Annotated in this window: 17 protein-coding genes; 7 read left to right on the top strand and 10 right to left on the bottom strand. The window is 74.4% G+C overall.

Annotated features, from left to right (window positions below; genetic code table 11):
• Nucleotides 1–10: 10 nt before the first annotated feature.
• From pucL to ACIPRD_RS17315, 5 genes are all read right to left on the bottom strand, one after another.
• On the bottom strand, nucleotides 11–937 hold the full coding sequence (pucL, locus tag ACIPRD_RS17335) for a factor-independent urate hydroxylase (protein WP_356399611.1): 927 nt from the start codon (nucleotides 935–937) through the stop codon (nucleotides 11–13).
• 7 nt (nucleotides 938–944) lie between these two features.
• Complete coding sequence (gene uraH / locus ACIPRD_RS17330) at nucleotides 945–1,325, bottom strand: hydroxyisourate hydrolase (protein ID WP_356399613.1); 381 nt, start codon at nucleotides 1,323–1,325, stop codon at nucleotides 945–947.
• Between the two features lie 3 nt (nucleotides 1,326–1,328).
• A complete protein-coding gene (gene uraD, locus ACIPRD_RS17325; protein WP_356399615.1) occupies nucleotides 1,329–1,841 on the bottom strand; it encodes a 2-oxo-4-hydroxy-4-carboxy-5-ureidoimidazoline decarboxylase in 513 nt (170 codons plus the stop codon).
• Between the two features lie 215 nt (nucleotides 1,842–2,056).
• On the bottom strand, nucleotides 2,057–2,368 hold the full coding sequence (locus tag ACIPRD_RS17320) for a helix-turn-helix domain-containing protein (RefSeq protein ID WP_401564194.1): 312 nt from the start codon (nucleotides 2,366–2,368) through the stop codon (nucleotides 2,057–2,059).
• A 47-nt stretch (nucleotides 2,369–2,415) separates the two neighbouring features.
• Entirely contained in the window at nucleotides 2,416–2,679 is a 264-nt protein-coding gene (locus ACIPRD_RS17315) for a thiamine-binding protein (RefSeq protein ID WP_356399619.1), read from the bottom strand.
• Between the two features lie 124 nt (nucleotides 2,680–2,803).
• On the opposite strand from ACIPRD_RS17315, the gene ACIPRD_RS17310 reads away from it, so the two are divergent.
• The 3 genes from ACIPRD_RS17310 to ACIPRD_RS17300 all read left to right on the top strand — a co-directional run bounded on the left by ACIPRD_RS17310 (nucleotide 2,804) and on the right by ACIPRD_RS17300 (nucleotide 5,030).
• Entirely contained in the window at nucleotides 2,804–3,037 is a 234-nt protein-coding gene (locus ACIPRD_RS17310) for a hypothetical protein (protein WP_356399621.1), read from the top strand.
• A gap of 536 nt (nucleotides 3,038–3,573) precedes the next feature.
• A complete protein-coding gene (locus ACIPRD_RS17305) occupies nucleotides 3,574–3,957 on the top strand; it encodes a hypothetical protein (RefSeq protein ID WP_401563872.1) in 384 nt (127 codons plus the stop codon).
• A gap of 275 nt (nucleotides 3,958–4,232) precedes the next feature.
• Nucleotides 4,233–5,030: a hypothetical protein gene (locus ACIPRD_RS17300; RefSeq protein ID WP_401563869.1), complete on the top strand. Its 798-nt coding sequence runs from the start codon at nucleotides 4,233–4,235 to the stop codon at nucleotides 5,028–5,030.
• A gap of 160 nt (nucleotides 5,031–5,190) precedes the next feature.
• Here ACIPRD_RS17300 and ACIPRD_RS17295 read toward each other — a convergent pair whose 3' ends face one another.
• Both ACIPRD_RS17295 and ACIPRD_RS17290 read right to left on the bottom strand, forming a co-directional pair.
• Nucleotides 5,191–6,825: an AMP-binding protein gene (locus ACIPRD_RS17295; RefSeq protein ID WP_401563866.1), complete on the bottom strand. Its 1,635-nt coding sequence runs from the start codon at nucleotides 6,823–6,825 to the stop codon at nucleotides 5,191–5,193.
• Nucleotides 6,822–8,495 (bottom strand): AMP-binding protein, encoded by a 1,674-nt coding sequence (locus tag ACIPRD_RS17290; RefSeq protein ID WP_401563863.1) that lies wholly within the window; start codon nucleotides 8,493–8,495, stop codon nucleotides 6,822–6,824. Before ACIPRD_RS17290 ends, ACIPRD_RS17295 begins: the two co-directional genes overlap by 4 nt.
• Nucleotides 8,496–8,670: 175 nt before the next feature.
• Here ACIPRD_RS17290 and ACIPRD_RS17285 point away from each other — a divergent pair, with 175 nt between their 5' ends.
• From ACIPRD_RS17285 to ACIPRD_RS17275, 3 genes are all read left to right on the top strand, one after another.
• Nucleotides 8,671–9,525, top strand: a complete 855-nt coding sequence (locus ACIPRD_RS17285; protein WP_356399630.1) for a LuxR C-terminal-related transcriptional regulator — start codon at nucleotides 8,671–8,673, stop codon at nucleotides 9,523–9,525.
• Nucleotides 9,526–9,729: 204 nt separating this feature from the next.
• Complete coding sequence (locus ACIPRD_RS17280; RefSeq protein WP_401563861.1) at nucleotides 9,730–12,747, top strand: AAA family ATPase; 3,018 nt, start codon at nucleotides 9,730–9,732, stop codon at nucleotides 12,745–12,747.
• Nucleotides 12,748–12,948: 201 nt separating this feature from the next.
• Nucleotides 12,949–13,740 carry a serine protease gene (locus tag ACIPRD_RS17275; protein WP_356399634.1) on the top strand — a complete coding sequence of 264 codons (792 nt, stop codon included), beginning with the start codon at nucleotides 12,949–12,951 and terminating at the stop codon, nucleotides 13,738–13,740.
• Nucleotides 13,741–13,896: 156 nt separating this feature from the next.
• Here the strand turns inward: ACIPRD_RS17275 and ACIPRD_RS17270 are convergent, their stop codons facing one another.
• Both ACIPRD_RS17270 and ACIPRD_RS17265 read right to left on the bottom strand, forming a co-directional pair.
• Nucleotides 13,897–14,517, bottom strand: coding sequence for a TIGR03668 family PPOX class F420-dependent oxidoreductase (locus ACIPRD_RS17270; RefSeq protein WP_401563859.1), 621 nt, complete (start codon nucleotides 14,515–14,517; stop codon nucleotides 13,897–13,899).
• A gap of 16 nt (nucleotides 14,518–14,533) precedes the next feature.
• The gene (locus ACIPRD_RS17265; protein ID WP_401563856.1) at nucleotides 14,534–15,193 is read right to left on the bottom strand and encodes a phosphoribosyltransferase; all 660 of its coding nucleotides are present in this window, start codon (nucleotides 15,191–15,193) and stop codon (nucleotides 14,534–14,536) included.
• Nucleotides 15,194–15,524: 331 nt separating this feature from the next.
• Here ACIPRD_RS17265 and ACIPRD_RS17260 point away from each other — a divergent pair, with 331 nt between their 5' ends.
• On the top strand, nucleotides 15,525–15,965 hold the full coding sequence (locus ACIPRD_RS17260) for an SRPBCC family protein (protein ID WP_356399637.1): 441 nt from the start codon (nucleotides 15,525–15,527) through the stop codon (nucleotides 15,963–15,965).
• 15 nt (nucleotides 15,966–15,980) lie between these two features.
• Here ACIPRD_RS17260 and ACIPRD_RS17255 read toward each other — a convergent pair whose 3' ends face one another.
• A complete protein-coding gene (locus ACIPRD_RS17255; protein ID WP_401563853.1) occupies nucleotides 15,981–16,625 on the bottom strand; it encodes a LysE family translocator in 645 nt (214 codons plus the stop codon).
• Between the last annotated feature and the right edge of the window lie 54 nt (nucleotides 16,626–16,679).

Genomic DNA, 16,679 nt, shown 5'->3' with positions numbered 1-16,679 from the left:
CCCGGCCGGCTCAGAGGCCGGTGAGATCCGCCGGTATCCGCGCCTCGCACCCCTCGCGCAGGACGGTCGCCTCGATCAGGCCGTACGGCCGGTCGGCGGCGAAGTAGACCTCGTTGTCGTTCTTCAGCCCGAAGGGTTCGAGGTCGACCAGGAAGTGGTGCTGGTTCGGCAGCGAGAACCGGACCTCGTCGATCTCGTCCCGGTGCTCGATGATCCGCGCGCCCATCCGGTAGAGGGTCTGCTGGAGCGAGAGGGAGTACGTCTCGGCGAAGGCCTGGAGCAGATGCGTCCTGGTCCGCGCGTACGACTCCTCCCAGTCGGGCATCTCCTCGGCGTCGTCGGACCACGCGAAGCGCCAGCGGGCGGCGACCTCGGTGGCGAGGACGCGGTCGTACGCCTCTTTCAGGGTCGTGTAGCCGTCCTTGGCGAAGCCCCAGAACTCGGAGTCGGTCGAGTTCATCACGACCAGGTCCTTCAGGCCGGAGACGACCTCCCACGACGAGCCGTCGTAGGTGACCTGCGTCAGCCGGACCTCCTGCCCCCTGCGGGCGAAGGAATGGCCGGCCTCGGCGGCGTCGGAGGTGACGATCCGCTCCCAGGCGTACTCCTCGATCCGGATCCGGGCCGTGCCGATCGGCTCCTGGGAGGTGACGAAATGGCGGGCGAGGTGGATGCCGAACTGCTCGGCGGACGCGATGCCGTACTCCTTGGCGAACGCGTACACCGTGTTCTTGGTGGTGTCGGTCGGCAGGACGTGGGCGTTGGAGCCGGAGTAGTGGACCTCGTCCATGGCGCCGCTCAGCGACACGGAGACGTTGAGGTCCTTGATGTGGTGGGTGGCCCCGTCCCGCGTGATCCTCACGACCCGGTTCTCGGCCTTGCCGTACTGGTTCTGTCCCAGGACCGCGGGGCGGCCCCGGCGGGGTGTGTCTGCCATGGTGACGCTAGCTCCCTCGGTATACGGAGTAGCCGAACGGGTTGAGCAGCAGGGGTACGTGGTGGTGCTCGCCGGGTGCGAGGGCGAAGGCGACCGCCACCTCGGGGAAGAACGCGGCGCCGCCGCCGTCCTGTCCTCCGGGGGCCTCCCGGCGCTTCTCCCAGTAGGCCTCGACGGCGAAGTCCAGCCGTACGTGGGTGGTCCCCTCCGGCGGCGCCGGCAGGTCCTTGCAGCGGCCGTCGGTGTCGGTCGTGGAACCGCCGAGCGGCTGCCAGTCCGCGTCGTGCCCGGCGCGGGCGGACAGCCGGACGGCGACGCCGGCGGCGGGGCGGCCCACGGAGGTGTCCAGGATGTGCGTGGACACGGAGGCGGCGGTGCGGTTGCTCATGTGTCAGGCGTCCTCTTCGGCGAGTCGGGCCAGCCGGATGCGGTTGATCCTGCCCAGCTCGGCGCGGACGGTCTCCCACTCGCGCTCCGGCGTGTTGCCGAGCCTCTCCTTCAGCGCGTCGCGCATCTGCTCGCCGGTGCGGCCGGTGGCGCAGACCAGGAAGACATGGCCGAACCTGTCCTGGTAGGCGAGGTTGAGCGCGAGCATCTCGGCCCTGAGCTCCTCGGAGGCCCCGGCCATGCCGCGCTGCTCCCGCGCGGAGGCGGGGTCGCCGGGCTTCGGGCGCCCGATCGGCGGATGCGCGGCCAGCGCCTCGGCGAGATCCCTGGTGTCCAGCCGGGCCAGGGCGGTGTCGGCGGCGGCGCACAGCTGTTCCGCGGTGGCGTACGGGCGGCCGGCGAGCAGCGGCCGGACCCACGCGGCGCAGGCGCAGGCCGCGAGGAGGGCGGCGCGGGCCGCGTCCTCCTCCAGGGCGTTGAACCGGGCCAGGCCCGGGGGCGGGCAAGTCGGACTCAAGCGGGCTCCTCCGTGACGCGGGGGACCGTCGTGCTGGGGGTGTGTCTTCGATCTTCGCGGAACCGCGACGGTCGGAGAGTCACCCCCCAGGGCTGCGGCCAGCTAACGCCCCCGGAATCACGGCGTCAACACTTTGTTGAGAATTCCGTGTAACGGCACGCCCGGCGGACGCGGAGAGAGGAGGGAGGGGGAGGAGCGAGGAGGGAGGGGCGGGCTCAGTGCCCCTTCTCGCGGTTGAGGTAGTTGTAGACCGTGAAGCGGCTGACGCCGAGCGCGGCGGCCACGGTCTCCACGCCGTGCCGCACGGTGAAGGCGCCCCGCGCCTCCAGGCTCCGTACGACCTCCTGCTTGGCCCTGCGGTCCAGGTCGGCCAGCGGACGGCCCTGCCCGCGCTCCAGGGCGGCGAGGATGTGGTCCAGGGAGTCCGCGAGCTGGGGCAGCCGTACGGCCACGACGTCGGCGCCCTCCCAGGCCAGGACGACGTCCTCGGGGCCGGCCTCGTCCGGCGGCAGCAACCGCCCGCCCATGGCGTCGACCAGCGGCTTCACGGCCGCGATGAACGGCTCGTCCCCGGTCACCGATCACCCGTCCCTTCCCGGTCGCCGATCACGTTGACCTGGAGCGAGACACGGGTGGCACCGGCCTCCAGGGTGGTGCGCAGCAGCGTGTCCAGGGCGCTCAGCACGGCGTCGGCCGATCCCTCGACCGTGTTGCCGAACGGCCCGACGTCGACGGTGTCCAGGCCGGCGCTCTCGATGACCTCGCGGGCCACCGCGGCGTGCGCGGGAACCTCGTCCAGGTCGAAGGGTTCGGTCGTGAACTCGGCTTTCAATCGCACCCGCACAACCTAACGCCCCGCCCGGATTCCCGGCAGGGCCGGGGGCCCCGGGACCGGACCGGATCCCCCCGCGCGGGCCGGGCTTCCGGGTGCGGGTCCGGGGCGCCCGCAGCACGCTGAAGGCATGGGCAATCCGACGCACTACCCGCACATCGTGGTCCACTCCCCGGCTCTGGACGGTTCCCGGCGGGTGACGGAGGGGGACGTGACGCTGGGGCTCGCCTCGCATCTGGACGACGTCATCGAGATCCTGCGGCTGGCCGACCTGGACCGGATCGAGGTGGAGGAGAGCGACCTCATCGAGTGGCAGGGCGGCGGCCCGGACGACTGGCCCGGCCTGTCCGAGCACGAGGTCTAGGGGGCGTCTCCCCGATCTTCGTGGGTCCGCGGCGCCCGGCACGGCCTGATCCACGAAGATCGAAGAGACGCCCCCCAGGGCCTGGCTTCCGGATCTTGCCGGGGTCGCGCGGTCCGGTGCGCGCGTCTGCGGCGTTGTCGTCGGTTGCCCAAGCTCCGCGCCGGGTACGGCAGCGGCCGTACCCGCTCTACGTCACCCTCAAATGAAGCTCTGAACACCGCCGGGAAGGCTTCGGCGGCCGTCGCCGGCGGGGAGACTGTGAGCACGCGGGCCCCGTCGGCACGGGGGCGACGGGCCCCGCGTCCGGGGGTGGGCCATGGGGGCCGCGACGGCGGGGACGCCGGATCCGTACGCGCCGGCCATGCTGCGCGGGGGTGCCCGGGAGGCCGTGACGGTGGCGGTCCTGGGACCGCATCTGCGGGGCGCGGTGGAGGCCGGCAGGCCGGGCACCATGCGGACCCTCGGGGCCGGCACCCGCGCGGGCGCTGCCACCGCTCGCGAAGGCCGTGCACGGCGCGCTCCACCGTCCCGCCGGGATGGGGCAGCTGCTGGAACGGCGAGGAGTCCGCACCGCCCTCGCCGCGATGCGCGCGGATCTGGTCGCCGCGGGGCTGCTGCGGGCCGCTCTCCCCGGCCGGACGCGGGCCGGACGCCGCACGCTGAAGGACGCGCGCACCCGGCACCCGCTGCCGTCGGGCCCGGACGGACGCCCCCCGGTCGGCGGCGCCGGGCTCTCCGACGAGGAGAAGCTGATCCTGGCCGCCCTGTACGGGGACAGGGCTCTCCGCCTGACGGCTCCCCGCTTCGCCCGCGCGGCGGGACTGAAGGGCCGCGGCGGCACCACGGAACGGGACCTGCGCCAGGGATGGGGCGGCGGAGGCGGAAGCGGAAGTGGCGGCTTCGGCTGCGGGACGGTGTGAACGGACGCCGCCTCCCTCGCGGCGGGACCGTGAAAGCGCCGGGCGATACGGGCTCCCTCGCGGCCGGACCACGGAGCGTCGGGCGGTACGGGTTCTCTCAGGGCGGGTCCACGGAGGTGCCGGGCGGTACGGCCCCGCCTCTCGGGGTGGAGACCGCAACTGCCGGACAGGCGGGGGGTGTCGGGAGGAGGATGGGGAGGCCGTTCCGGCAGAGGTGTCCCGGCGTGACCGGGCGGACGGGGCGGTCCCGAGACGACGCGAACCGGGGGTGGGCCATGGGTCGGAGCGTGCCGGTGCGCTGTCCGGGCTGCCGGCGCGAGCACGTCCACGCCGTGCAGTCGTACCCCTGTGTCTGCGGCGCTCCCACCGCGCTGTGGCCGGATCCCGCCGCCGCACCGGAGGTGCTCGCGCACCGGAGCTGGGACGAGCACTGGGTCGCCGTCGCCTGCGCCTCCTGCGGGCGGCGCAACCAGTGGCCGCAGCCTGAACTCGGCTGCCCGTGCGGCACGTTCCTGCGTCTGCCGGTGGCCCGGCCGGGTGCGGTCCCCCGGGCGTCCGTCCGCGCGGACCGGCCCCACGCAGACCGACCCCACGCGGACCAGCCCCGCGCAGACCGACCCCGCACGGACCGGACCGGCGCGCCCGCCCGACTGCCCGCCCTCCAGCCCGTCCCCATCCGCACCGCCCTCGACGCGGTCACCGACGCCGTGCTCTGTCTGCGCCGGCTGGGCTTCGAGGACATCCGCCGCGCCGACCAGCGCCCGCCGTCCGGCATCGGCCTGGCCGGGCGCGGCCTGGTCGCCCAGGTCGACCCGACCGCGCGCCCGGCGTCGCCCCGGGACGTGGAGTGCCTGTGGCTGACGGCGATGACGGAGTCCGCCTGCGGGGTTCTCTTCTCCCTCGCCGGGTTCACCGAGGCCGCCCGCGCCGTGGGCGACACACTGGGCGTCGCCCTGTTCGTCCTCGACCTCACCGGCGTCGCCGCCCCGGTCAACGGCCCGGGACTGCGGCTCACCGAGTCGGGCGCGCCCCGTCCGGCCGGCCGGGGACGCGGCGGCGGCGGAGTGGCGTGACGGCTACGGGGTGGCTTGACGGCAACGAGGTGGCTTGACGGCAACGGCGGAGGCGGATGCGCCTGTTCCGGTGCACCGCCGTCCGCGCCGCCCCCGAAGCCCCGTCACCCCCGCCGCCCTGCCTCCCCCGCAGCCGCCGCAGCCCCGCCTCCGCCGCCGGTCACCCCCCGTACGTCTCCCGGAGTTCCACCTTGCGCACCTTGCCCGACACCGTCATCGGGAAGGAGTCGAGGATCTGGAGCCGGCTCGGGATCTTGTAGTGGGCGAGCCGGCCCCGGCAGAAGGACCGGAGGTCCTCCAGGGTGAGCGGCGCGCCGGGGTCGTGCGGGACGACGCAGGCGAGGACCTCCTCGCCGTAGGCCTCGTGGGGTACGCCGACGACCTGGACGTCACGGATGGCCGGGTGCGCGTAGAGGAACTCCTCGATCTCGCGCGGGTAGATGTTCTCGCCGCCCCGGATGATCATGTCCTTGATCCGGCCGACGATCTCGACGTAGCCGTCCTCGCGCATGACCGCGAGGTCCCCGGTGTGCATCCAGCGGGCCGCGTCGACGACCTCGGCGGTCTTCTCCGGTTCGTTCCAGTACCCGAGCATCACGCTGTAGCCCCGGGTGCACAGTTCACCGGACACCCCGCGCGGCCGGGTGATCCCGGTGGCCGGGTCGACGACCTTGACCTCCAGGTGCGGCAGCACCCGGCCGACCGTTCCGGTGCGGTGTTCGAGGTCGTCGTCCATGCGGGTCTGGAGGGAGACGGGTGAGGTCTCGGTCATGCCGTAGCAGATGGAGACCTGCTCCATGTGCATCTCGGCGACCACCCGCTTCATCACCTCGACCGGGCAGGGGGAGCCCGCCATGATGCCGGTGCGCAGGGTGGACAGGTCGTACCCGGCGAAGTCCGGCAGGTTCAGCTCGGCGATGAACATGGTCGGTACGCCGTACAGGGAGGTGCACCGCTCCTGCTGGACCGCCTCCAGGGTGGCCCGGGGGTCGAAGGACGCGGCCGGGACGACCATGCAGGCGCCGTGCGAGGTGGCCGCCAGGTTGCCCATCACCATGCCGAAGCAGTGGTAGAAGGGCACGGGGATGCAGATCCGGTCCTGCTCGGTGTACGCGATCGACTCGCCGACGGAATGGCCGTTGTTGAGGATGTTGTGGTGGGAGAGCGTGGCTCCCTTGGGGAATCCGGTCGTGCCGGAGGTGTACTGGATGTTGATCGGGTCGTCGCAGGACAGTTCGGCCGCCCGGGCCGCGAGTTCCGCCTCGCGGTCGGGGGTTCCGCGCTCCAGCAGTCCGTCCCAGCCGGGGTCCCCGATGTACACGATTTCGCGCAACAGCGGGCATCGGCCGCGTACTTCGCCGATCATCGCCCGGTAGTCGCTCGACTTGTGGCTGATAGAGGCGAACAGCACCGAGACACCGGCCTGTTGGAGGACGTACTCGACCTCGTGGGTGCGGTAGGCGGGGTTGATGTTGACCATGACGGCGCCGATGCGGGCGGTGGCGTACTGGACCAGCACCCACTCCGCGCAGTTGACCGCCCAGATGCCCACCCGCTCGCCCTTGGCGACCCCGCTCGCGAGCAGCGCACGGGCCAGCCGGTCGGTGTCGGCGGCGAATTCGGCGTAGGTCCAGCGGCGTCCGGAGGGGACGTCGACCAGGGCCTCGCGGTCGGGCCAGGCCGCCACGGCCCGGCCGAGGTTCGCGCCGATCGTGTCGCCGAGCAGGGCGGTGGTGCCCGTCCCGTGGGTGTACGACAGCTCCGGGCCGTGCGTGGGCTGCGTGTTCGGGCTCACCGGAAGTCCTCCTCGCGGTATTCGTCGCCGCCGCCGGCGGCCGTCGCCTCGCGCAGCTCGATGCGGCGGATCTTGCCGGAGACGGTCTTGGGCAGCGGCCCGAACTCCAGCCTGCGCAGGCGCTTGTAGGGCGCGAGCACCTCGCGGGAGTGCTCGAAGAGCACCTTGGCGGTGCCGGGTCCGGGCTCCCAGCCCTCGGCGAGGACGACGTACGCCTTCGGTACCGCGAGCCGGAGTTCGTCCGGTGCGGGGACCACGGCGGCCTCGGCGACCGCCTCGTGCTCCAGCAGCGCGCTCTCCAGCTCGAAGGGGCTGATCTTGTAGTCACTGGCCTTGAAGACGTCGTCGGCCCTGCCCACGTAGAAGACGTACCCGTCCTCGTCGCGGCGGCCGATGTCGCCGGTGCGGTAGTAGCCGCCGGCCATCGCCTCGGCCGTACGCTCCTCGTCGCCGTGGTAGCCGGTCATCAGGCCCACCGGGCGGTCGGCGAGGTCGAGGGCGATCTCGCCCTCCTCGGCGCCGGGTTCACCGGTGACCGGGTCGAGGAGTTCCACCCGGAAGCCGGGGCTGGGCCGGCCCATGGAGCCGGTCTTCAGCAGCTGGCCGGGGCTGTTGGAGACCTGGACGGCGGTCTCGGTCTGGCCGAAGCCGTCCCGGATGGTGACGCCCCAGACACGGCGGACCTGTTCGATGACCTCGGGGTTGAGCGGTTCGCCGGCCGCGACGGCCTCGCGGGGCGGCGTGGCGAGCCGCCCGAGGTCGGACTGGATGAGCATGCGCCACACGGTGGGCGGCGCGCAGAACGTGGTGACGCCGGCCCGGTCCATCTCGGCCATCAGACGGCCCGCGTCGAAGCGCGTGTAGTTGAACAGGAACACCGTCGCCTCGGCGTTCCACGGGGCGAACAGATTGGACCAGGCGTGCTTGGCCCAGCCGGGCGAGGAGATGTTGAGGTGCACGTCGCCGGGCCTGAGGCCGACCCAGTACATGGTGGACAGATGGCCGACCGGGTACGAGGTGTGGGTGTGCTCGACCAGCTTGGGGCGGGCGGTCGTACCGGAGGTGAAGTACAGCATCAGGGGGTCGTCCGCGAGGGTGGGCCCGTCGGGGACGAAGGCGGCGGGGGCCGCGTACGCGTCCTCGTACGGCTCCCAGCCCTCCTGGAGCGTGCCGCCGACCGCGACACGGGTGTAGGTGCCGGGCACCTCGGCGAACTTGGCCGCGTCCGCGGCCCGCGCGATCACGTGCTTCACCTCGCCCCGCTCCACGCGGTCGCGGAGGTCGGCGGGGCCGAGCAGCGGGGTCGCCGGAATGACGACGGCACGCAGCTTCATCGCGGCGAGCGCGGTCTCCCACAGCTCCGCCTGGTTGCCGAGCATGACCAGGATCCGGTCGCCGGCGGCGACGCCGCGGGCGCGGAGGTGGTTCGCGACCCGGTCCGAGCGCTCGGACAGTTCGGCGAAGGACAGACGCGTCTCGCCGCCGTCCTCCTCGACGATGTGCAGCGCGGTCCGGTCGTTGCCGGCGGCGATCACGTCGAACCAGTCCAGCGCCCAGTTGAAGTGGCCGGGGCGCGGCCAGCGGAAGCCGTCGTAGGCGGCGGCGTAGTCCTCCCGGTGTTCCAGCAGGAAATCGCGGGCGCTGCGGAACAGCTCCGTGGGGGTCGTCATCCGTGTCCTCCTCGCTGCCGGGACCGTCCACCGCCGGAGCTCCGACGGGTGCACTCCCGTGTCCCGGACCATTGCCGGGCGGCTCTCTGTCATCGTCTAATCCGTGATGCGGGTCTCACCACCCCCGAACGGGGGTAGGGGCCGAGCGGGACAGCCGCGCCGAAGGAGCGATGAGGTGGCAGCAGAGACCGTGGCCGCGGAGGAGATCCGCGGTGCGCTGGCCCGGCTGCGGCGGTCGACGGGGCTGCCCGTCGCGTTCGGCGGTCTGATCGATTCCGGCCGGCCGCGCATCCGCATCAGCGAACTGAGCGGCACGACGACGGCCGCGCTGCGCTCGCTGGCGGTGACCTCCGGCAGCGGGCTGGGCGGCAAGGCCGTGGCGCTGGCCCGCCCGTGCGCCGTCACGGACTACTCCCATTCCCGGCAGATCAGCCACGAGTACGACCTGCCGGTCGCCGTCGAGGGCATCCGCTCGGTGCTGGCCGTCCCGGTGGTCGTACGGCGGCGGGTGCGCGGGGTGCTCTACGGCGCGCTGCGCACGGCCCAGCCGCTGGGCGACCGGACGCTGAACGCGGCGGTGGCGGCCGCCCGGGACGTGGAGCAGGCGCTGCTGGTGGGGGACGAGGCGCGGGGACTGCTCGCGGCGGCACGGCCCGGTGCGGACACCGGACGGCCGGGGCGCGACGGACGGCGCGACACGGGGGCCGCCTGGGAGCAGGTGCGCGAGGCGCACGCGGCGCTGCGGGCCCTGGCCCCGCGGATCACCGACCCGGCCCTGCGGGGCGAACTGCTGGCGGCCTGCGGTCTGCTGACCGTGTCCCGGCCGTCCGGGGACACGAGCCTGGCGCCGCGCGAGCTGGACGTGCTGTCCTGGGTCGCGGCGGGCGCCACCAACGCGGTCGTGGCGGAACGGCTGGGACTGCGCCCGGAGACGGTGAAGGGATACCTGCGCTCGGCGATGCGCCGGCTGGGCGCGCACACACGAGGGGAGGCGGTGTCGGCGGCACGGCGGGCGGGACTGCTGCCGTAGGCGGGACCCTGTGCCGGGCCGGGCGGTGGCGGCGGTCGTGGCACCGGCGGCGGCCGGGACCTCGCGGAAACCGGCCGGGTGACCGGGCGTTGCTGTGAATTCCCCGCGCTTCGCCCGTTTGTTATCTCCCTCACCAGGGCTTCCGTCCGAATTTCAGGGATCGTTGCCTAGAATTTGGCCCGAACACGACACACGAGGGGAGCGGTGACCGTGCGACGGGACTTCCAGGAACCTGCCCGATGCCGCTCCGACCTGGTCATCGGCCGTGAGGAGCTGTTCGCGGGCGCACGGGAGCAAATCGGCTCCGGTGGCAGTGTGCTGCTGCACGGCCCCGCCGGAATTGGCAAATCGACCGTCCTGCGGGCGCTGTCCGAGGAATTCGGCGCGACGGCGCGCACGGTGTTGCGCTGCTCCGCGACGGAGTCCGAATCGCACCTCCCCTTCCTCGCTCTCGCCGACCTCTTCGGCCTGGTCGTCGACGAGATCTCGGCCGGTCTGCCCGCCGCCCAGCGCACCGCCCTGGAGTCGGCGCTCACCGGCCGCGGTGAGTCCAGCCTGCTGCGCGACGGCCTCGCCCTGCGCCTGGCGGTCCTCTCCGCGCTGCGCGCGCTCGCCGCCCGGGGGCCGGTCCTGGTCGTCGCCGACGACCTCCAGTGGCTGGACCCGGCCAGCGCCGAACTGCTCGGCTTCGCCGCCCGCCGCCTGGAGGGCACCCCGGTGCAACTGCTGTGCGCGGTGCGCACGGAGGGGCCGGAGAGCCAGGAGTACGGCCGTCATCTGCGGGCCTGTCCGCCGGGCACCGCCGCCGTCCGGCTCGGCCCGCTGAGCCGCACCCAGGTGGCGCGGCTGCTCGACCACCGCGGCCACGGCGGTCTGCCGCGTTCCACCGTCCGCGAGATCCATCGCACCAGCGGCGGCAACCCGCTGTTCGCGCTGGAGCTCGGCCGCGCCCTCGCCGACAGCCCCACCCCGCCCCGGCCGGGCGAGCCGCTGCCGGTGCCCACCTCGCTGCGCGCGCTGGTGCTCAGCCGGCTGGACATGCTGTCGGTCGAGGCGCGCCGCACCCTGCTGGTGGCGAGCGCGGGCGCCCGCCCGACGTCCGCGCTGCTGCACGCGGCGGGCCGGGAGAACGCCGAGGCCGAGTGCGCCCAGGCCGCCGAACTCGGGCTGCTCGCGACCGAGCCGGACGCCCCGGCCGTACGGTTCGCGCACCCGCTGATCTCGGCCGCGCTGTACGCGGAGGCGCCCGCCCCGGAACGGCGGGCCGCGCACGCCGCGCTGTCCACCGCCGCCTCCGACCCGATCGAACGGGCCCGGCACCTGGCCCTGGCCACCACCGGCACCGACCCCGAGGTGGCCGCCCGGCTCGCCGGGGCGGCGACCCTCGCCCGGGACCGGGGCGCCCCGTCGGTCGCGGCCCAGCTCGGGCTGCTCGCGGCCCGGCGCACCCCCGCCGAGAGCCTGCCCGGCGCCGAGGAGCGCCGCCTCCAGGCCGCCGAGGACGCGATCACCGCGGGCGAGGTGGACCTGGCCCGGGACATCGCGCGCGAGGTGCTGAGCCGGTCGGACGTGCCCGCCGAGCGGGTGCGGGCCTGGATGATCGTCATCGACACCGCCGGCCACACCATGGCCGTGGTCGACTCGGTCTTCCCGCAGGCCCTCGCCGACGCCGGTGACGACCCGCGGCTGCTGGCCCTGGTCCACTATCAGCTGGCCTGGCGGGCGCTGATCGTGGAGGGCGACTTCACCGAGGCCCGGGAGGCCGCCGCGCACGCCGCCGACCTCGCCGCGCGCGGCGACGACCGGCGTACCGAGCTGCTGGCGCTGGCCTTCCAGGCGCAGACGGAGACCCTGATGGGTCATCCGGAGGCCCCGCGCACCATCAAGCGCGCCCTGAAGGAGCCCCAGGACCCCCGGGTGGCGTGCCATCACAACGGGGCGGAGAGCGCCCGGTTCCGCTGGCTGGTCATGGGCGACCAGCTGGGTGAGGCGCGCGTGACGGTGACCGCGCTGCTGGGCGAGGTGCGCCGGCGCGGCTCGGTGGAGAGCGAGGTGCACTTCCTGCGGGGTCTCGCGGAGACCGAGCTGCACGCCGGGCACTGCGGGCGCGCCCTGGAACTGGCCCGGGAGAGTCTGCGGCTGGCCCGGGACTCCGGGATCGGGGAGACCGCCTCGGCGATGCTCACCTCCCTGGCGGAGGCCTCGGGCGGCGACGTGGACCGGGCGCTCGCCCTCGCCCGGGAGGCGGTGGCGCACGCCGAGGAGGACGGCGACCAGATGTACCTGTCCCGGGCGCTGGCCGCGCTCGGCTACGCCCAGTTGGTGGCCGGCGATCCCTCGGGCACGGTCCGCTCGCTGCGCCGGGTCCGCCGGCTGGAGCGGGACCTCGGCATCACCGACCCGGCGCGCGGGCGCTGGCACGGCGACCTCGCCGAGGCACTGGTCCGTACCGGTGAACCGGCCGAGGCCCAGGACGTCATCGACGCCAGCCGCGAGCACGCCCTGCGGCTCGGCAGGGAGAGCGTGCTCGCCGTCCTGGACCGGGCCGAGGCCCTGGTCAGGGCCGCCCGCGGCGACCAGGAGGCCGCCGTCGCCCAGCTGACCTCCGCTCAGGACAGGCTCGCCAAGCTCGGCTACGGCCTGGAGGAGGCGCGGGCCGCGTTCGCTCTGGCCCGGCTGCGGACCGGACACCCGGGGGACGGCGGCGGCCGTACGGGGAGCGGGCGCGCGGAGGGCGTCGGCGGGCCCGCGGTGGCCGGCAGCGGTCGCACGGAGGGCACGGGCGGCCGCCCGGCGGGCGGGACGAGGGGCGCGGAGAGCCGGGTCCGGGGCGCCGGGGGCGGGACCGGGAGGGCGGACGGGACCGGGAGGGCGGACGGCGGCAGCGGGCGGCGGACGGCGGCGTACGACGAGGCCACCCGGCTGTTCCGGCGCTGCCGGGCGCTGCCGTGGCTGGACCGGGTGGACGAGGCCCGGTCCGCTCCGGGGCCGGAGGCCGCCACCGGGGTGCCGCAGACGCCGGACGCCCTGGCCGTGCTGGCCTCGATGGAGCGTCAGGTCGCCGCGCTGGTCATGGAGGGCGCCACCAACCGGGAGATAGCCGCCCGGCTGTTCGTGAGCGTCAAGACGGTGGAGGCGACGCTGACCCGGGTCTACCGCAAGCTGGGGATCCGTTCGCGGGTGGACATCGTCCGATTGGCGGCAGGTCGCCGAGCGAAGTGACCCGGCCCCCGGTTAACTGAGCCGGACCGAGGGTTTTCCCTCCCCCGTCCCCCTAGGGGGTTCCCTCATTGGGAGGCGGGAGTTGCGGGTCCTAGCGTAAGGGCGTGCCGCTCGCCCGGGCACACGGGGCCGGTCCTCGCAGTCCCGTGCATGACCCCCCACCCGTGCGACCCCCACCGGCAACCCCCACTGAGGAGACTCATGTTCGGGCTCAGACGTGCCAGAAGGACCGCCCTCGCCGTGGCGGCCGCCGCCACGGCGGCCGCGACCGCGCTGCTCGCCTCCCCCACCGCGAGCGCCGCACCCCAGCCCGTCGTGGGCGGCACCACCACGACCACGACCGCGTACCCGTTCGTCATGCAGATCACGGACGCCTCCGGCAACCAGTTCTGCGGGGGCACCCTGGTGTCCGCGAAGAAGGTCGTGACGGCGGCCCACTGCATGGCGGGCGAGAGCACCGGCAACGTCCGCGTGGTCGGCGGCCGCACGTACCTCAACGGCACGAACGGCACCGTGAGCCGCGTCAGCAAGATCTGGGTGAACCCGGGCTACACCGACGCCACCAACGGCGACGACGTGGCCGTCCTGACCCTGTCGACGTCGATGCCGTACACCCCGGCGCCGTACGTCGCCTCGTCCCAGACGGGCGTCTACGCGGCCGGCACCACGGCCCGGATCCTCGGCTGGGGCACCACCTCGGAGAACGGCAGCTCCTCCAACCAGCTGCGGACCGCGACCGTGCCGATCGTGTCCGACTCGAGCTGCGGTACCTCCTACGGTTCGGACTTCGTCCAGTCCGACATGGTTTGCGCCGGTTACACGACCGGCGGCGTAGACACCTGCCAGGGCGACAGCGGCGGTCCCCTGCTCATCGGGGGCGTCCTGGCAGGGATCACTTCCTGGGGAGAGGGGTGCGCGGAGGCCGGTTTCCCGGGTGTCTACACCCGGCTGACCACCTTCTCGGACCTGGTGAAGGCACAGGTCGACTCCTGACCCGGAGAACTTCCCGAGCCTCCCTCGGGTGAAAGCCAGGGGGGCGCTGCGAGCGACCACGAGCGGCCCGCAGCGCCTCCCTATCCACCTGTCGGCCGCCCTTCGGGGCGGCCGGTCGGCGTCCCGGCGGACGTCCGCGGACCGGGGAACGGTTCCTCAGGCGTCCGGTCCGGGACGGCGCGCCTCCCATCCCGTCCACCGCCGCACGGTGACGGCGATGACCGGTCCCGTCGGCGGACGCTCCCGGTACTGCGGGTACTTGGCGCACAGCGCCTCCACCGCCGCGTCGTAGACACGCCGTTCGGCCGGGTCGCGGGCGTCCTCCCGCCCGTCCTCCGGCTCGCCCTCCCGCTCGTCCGTGCCGCCGGGGGCGGCGGTGCCGGCGCCGGCTGCCGCGCCGGGCCCGCGGGGCGGGGGCGTCGCACCGGTGGCCGGGGCGGATGTGCCGGTGGCGCCGGAGGCCTCGGGCCGGGGCGCCAGGACATCGGCCTCGCCGTCCACACGGCCCCACCACAGCTGCGCCCAGTCCTCGTCGTAGGCGTCGGCGAGGAGGCAGACCGCGGGGTGGGCGGCGATGTTGGCGAGCCGTCTGAGATCGGCGGTCGTCTTGGGCTTGTGGTCCACGGCGGTGACGATGCGGTCGGTGCCGCCCTCGGTGAGCCGGGCGAAGACGACCGGGACCTGATGAGGGCGGCCCGCCGCGTCCACCGTGGCCAGCCGGGCCACGCGGGCCCTGGTGAAACGGCGGCGCGCCTCGGCCGCGTTCAGTGCGGGCATCCTCGCCCCCTCGGGCTCAGTCGGTGTGCGGCGCGCGGTGTGCGTCCAGGATGTCGAGCACCTCCGCGTCGGACAGTTGTGCGAAGTCGTCGTACCACTGACCGACCGCGCAGAAACCGGCCGGACGGAGCGGGCACACCACGGTGTCCGCCTCGGCGGTCATCAGGGCGACGGAATCAGGGGCGCCGACCGGGACGGCCAGGACGAGCCGGGCGGGCCGCCCGCGGCGCGCGTGGCGCAGGGCGGCGCGGGCGGTGGCGCCGGTGGCCAGTCCGTCGTCGACGATCACCACCGACCGGCCGGTGAGGTCCGGGGGCGGCCGGCCGCCCCGGTAGCGGCGCTCGCGGCGCCGCAGTTCCTCGCGCTCCCGCTCCACCGCGGCGGCGAGCCGCCGTTCGGTGAGGCCGAGACGGGCGAGGGTCGCGAGATCGAACAGGGGCGGGTCGTCGTCGGCGAGCGCGCCGACGGCGAACTCCTCGTGGTGCGGGGCGCCGATCTTGCGGACGACGAGCACGTCGAGCGGGGCGCCGAGGGCGCGGGCGACGGGCGCCGCGACGGCGATCCCGCCGCGCGGCAGGGCCAGGACGACGGGGTCGGGGAGTCCGCCCCGCTCGCTCAGTTCCCTCAGCGGGCCGGCGAGCGCCCGGCCGGCTGCGGCGCGGTCCCGGAATCCCATGGGCCCGTCCTCTCCGCGGAGCTGCCTCCGGTCCCCCTGCCTCCATGGTGCTCCCGTGCCGCCTCCCGGCGCCGCCCGGCCCGCCGGCCCCACCCGGGTCACCCGGTCGGAGGGGGTCTCACCCGGGGGAGGGAATTCGTACGCATGCACTAGGGACGGGGTGGACGCCCCCTACGCAGCGTCGCCCGTGCCCGGGCGGGCGCCCCAGGGTGAGCCGCCGGGGGCGGACCGGCCGGGGATGGTACGAACGTCGTACCGCGCGGTGTCCGCCGGCCAGGTGAGCCACGGGCGAAAGCCCTGGTGACGGGTGGCGATTCCTTACGATCGTGCTGTGCCTCTCTTCACGCTTGAACGTACGGTCCCGCTCCCCCTCGACGAGGCGTGGCGCCGGCTCACGGACTGGCCCCGCCACGGTGACGCGGTCCCTCTGACACAGGTCACCGTGGTCACCCCGGGACCGACCCGTGAGGGCACCCGCGTCGTGGCCCGTTCGGGCATCGGCCCGCTGGTCTTCGAGGATCCGATGGAGGTGACGGTCTGGCATCCGCCGGCCGGGGACGAGCCGGGGCTGTGCCATCTGGAGAAGCGCGGCCGGGTGGTGCTCGGCTGGGCCGCGATCGAGGTCCGCCCGGGGCCCGGCGGCCGTACCCGGGTGCTGTGGCGGGAGGACCTGCGGATCCGCTTCCTGCCCGGCGCGTTCGACGGCGTGGTGGAGGGAACGGCGCGGACGGTGTTCGGGCGCGCGGTGAACCAGCTGCTCAGGAAGGCGTAGCCCGGTCCGGGCGGCTCAGTCCTTGCGGCCGGTCAGCGCGACCGTCACGCCGAGGCCGACCATCGCGAGTCCGCCCGCTCCGCCCACCGCCGCGAGCCTGCGGGGCGAGCGGGCGAACCAGTCGCGGGCGGCCGAGGCGCCCAGCCCCCAGACGCTGTCGGAGGCGAGGGCGATGAGGTTGAAGACCAGGCCGAGCAGCAGCATCTGGGCCGGGACATGGCCCTGGTCGCGGCTGACGAACTGGGGCAGCACGGCGGCGAAGAAGACGATCGTCTTCGGGTTGGCCACGCCGACCGCGAACCCCTCCCCCAGGGTGCGCAGGGCGCCGTGCTCCGGGCCGCCGCCGGACTCGGCGAACGCGTCCCGCAGCGAGCCGCGCCGCCGCCATGCCCGCACGCCGAGGTACACCAGGTAGGCGGCTCCGGCGAGCTTCAGGACCGTGAAGACCAGGACCGAGCGCTCCACGACCGACCCGACGCCGAGCGCCACGGCCACGACGAGCACATAGGCCCCGGCCGTGTTGCCGAGCACGGTGGTCAGCGCCGCCCGGCGCCCGTGCGCCAGCGCCCGCCCGACCACGAACAGCACGCTGGGGCCGGGCACCACGATGAGCAGGAGGGACAGGAGCGCGAAGGCGGAGAGCCGGTCGGGGGACACCATGGGCTCATGCAAGCACAGGGGTGGCGGAGGGCGGCAAGCGTTTTTCGGCGCCGA

This window comes from Streptomyces sp. NPDC090108, assembly GCF_044747185.1.
Classification (GTDB): domain Bacteria; phylum Actinomycetota; class Actinomycetes; order Streptomycetales; family Streptomycetaceae; genus Streptomyces.
The sequence above is the reverse complement of the archived record's forward strand: the minus strand, read 5'-3'. Positions and strand labels throughout refer to the sequence as shown.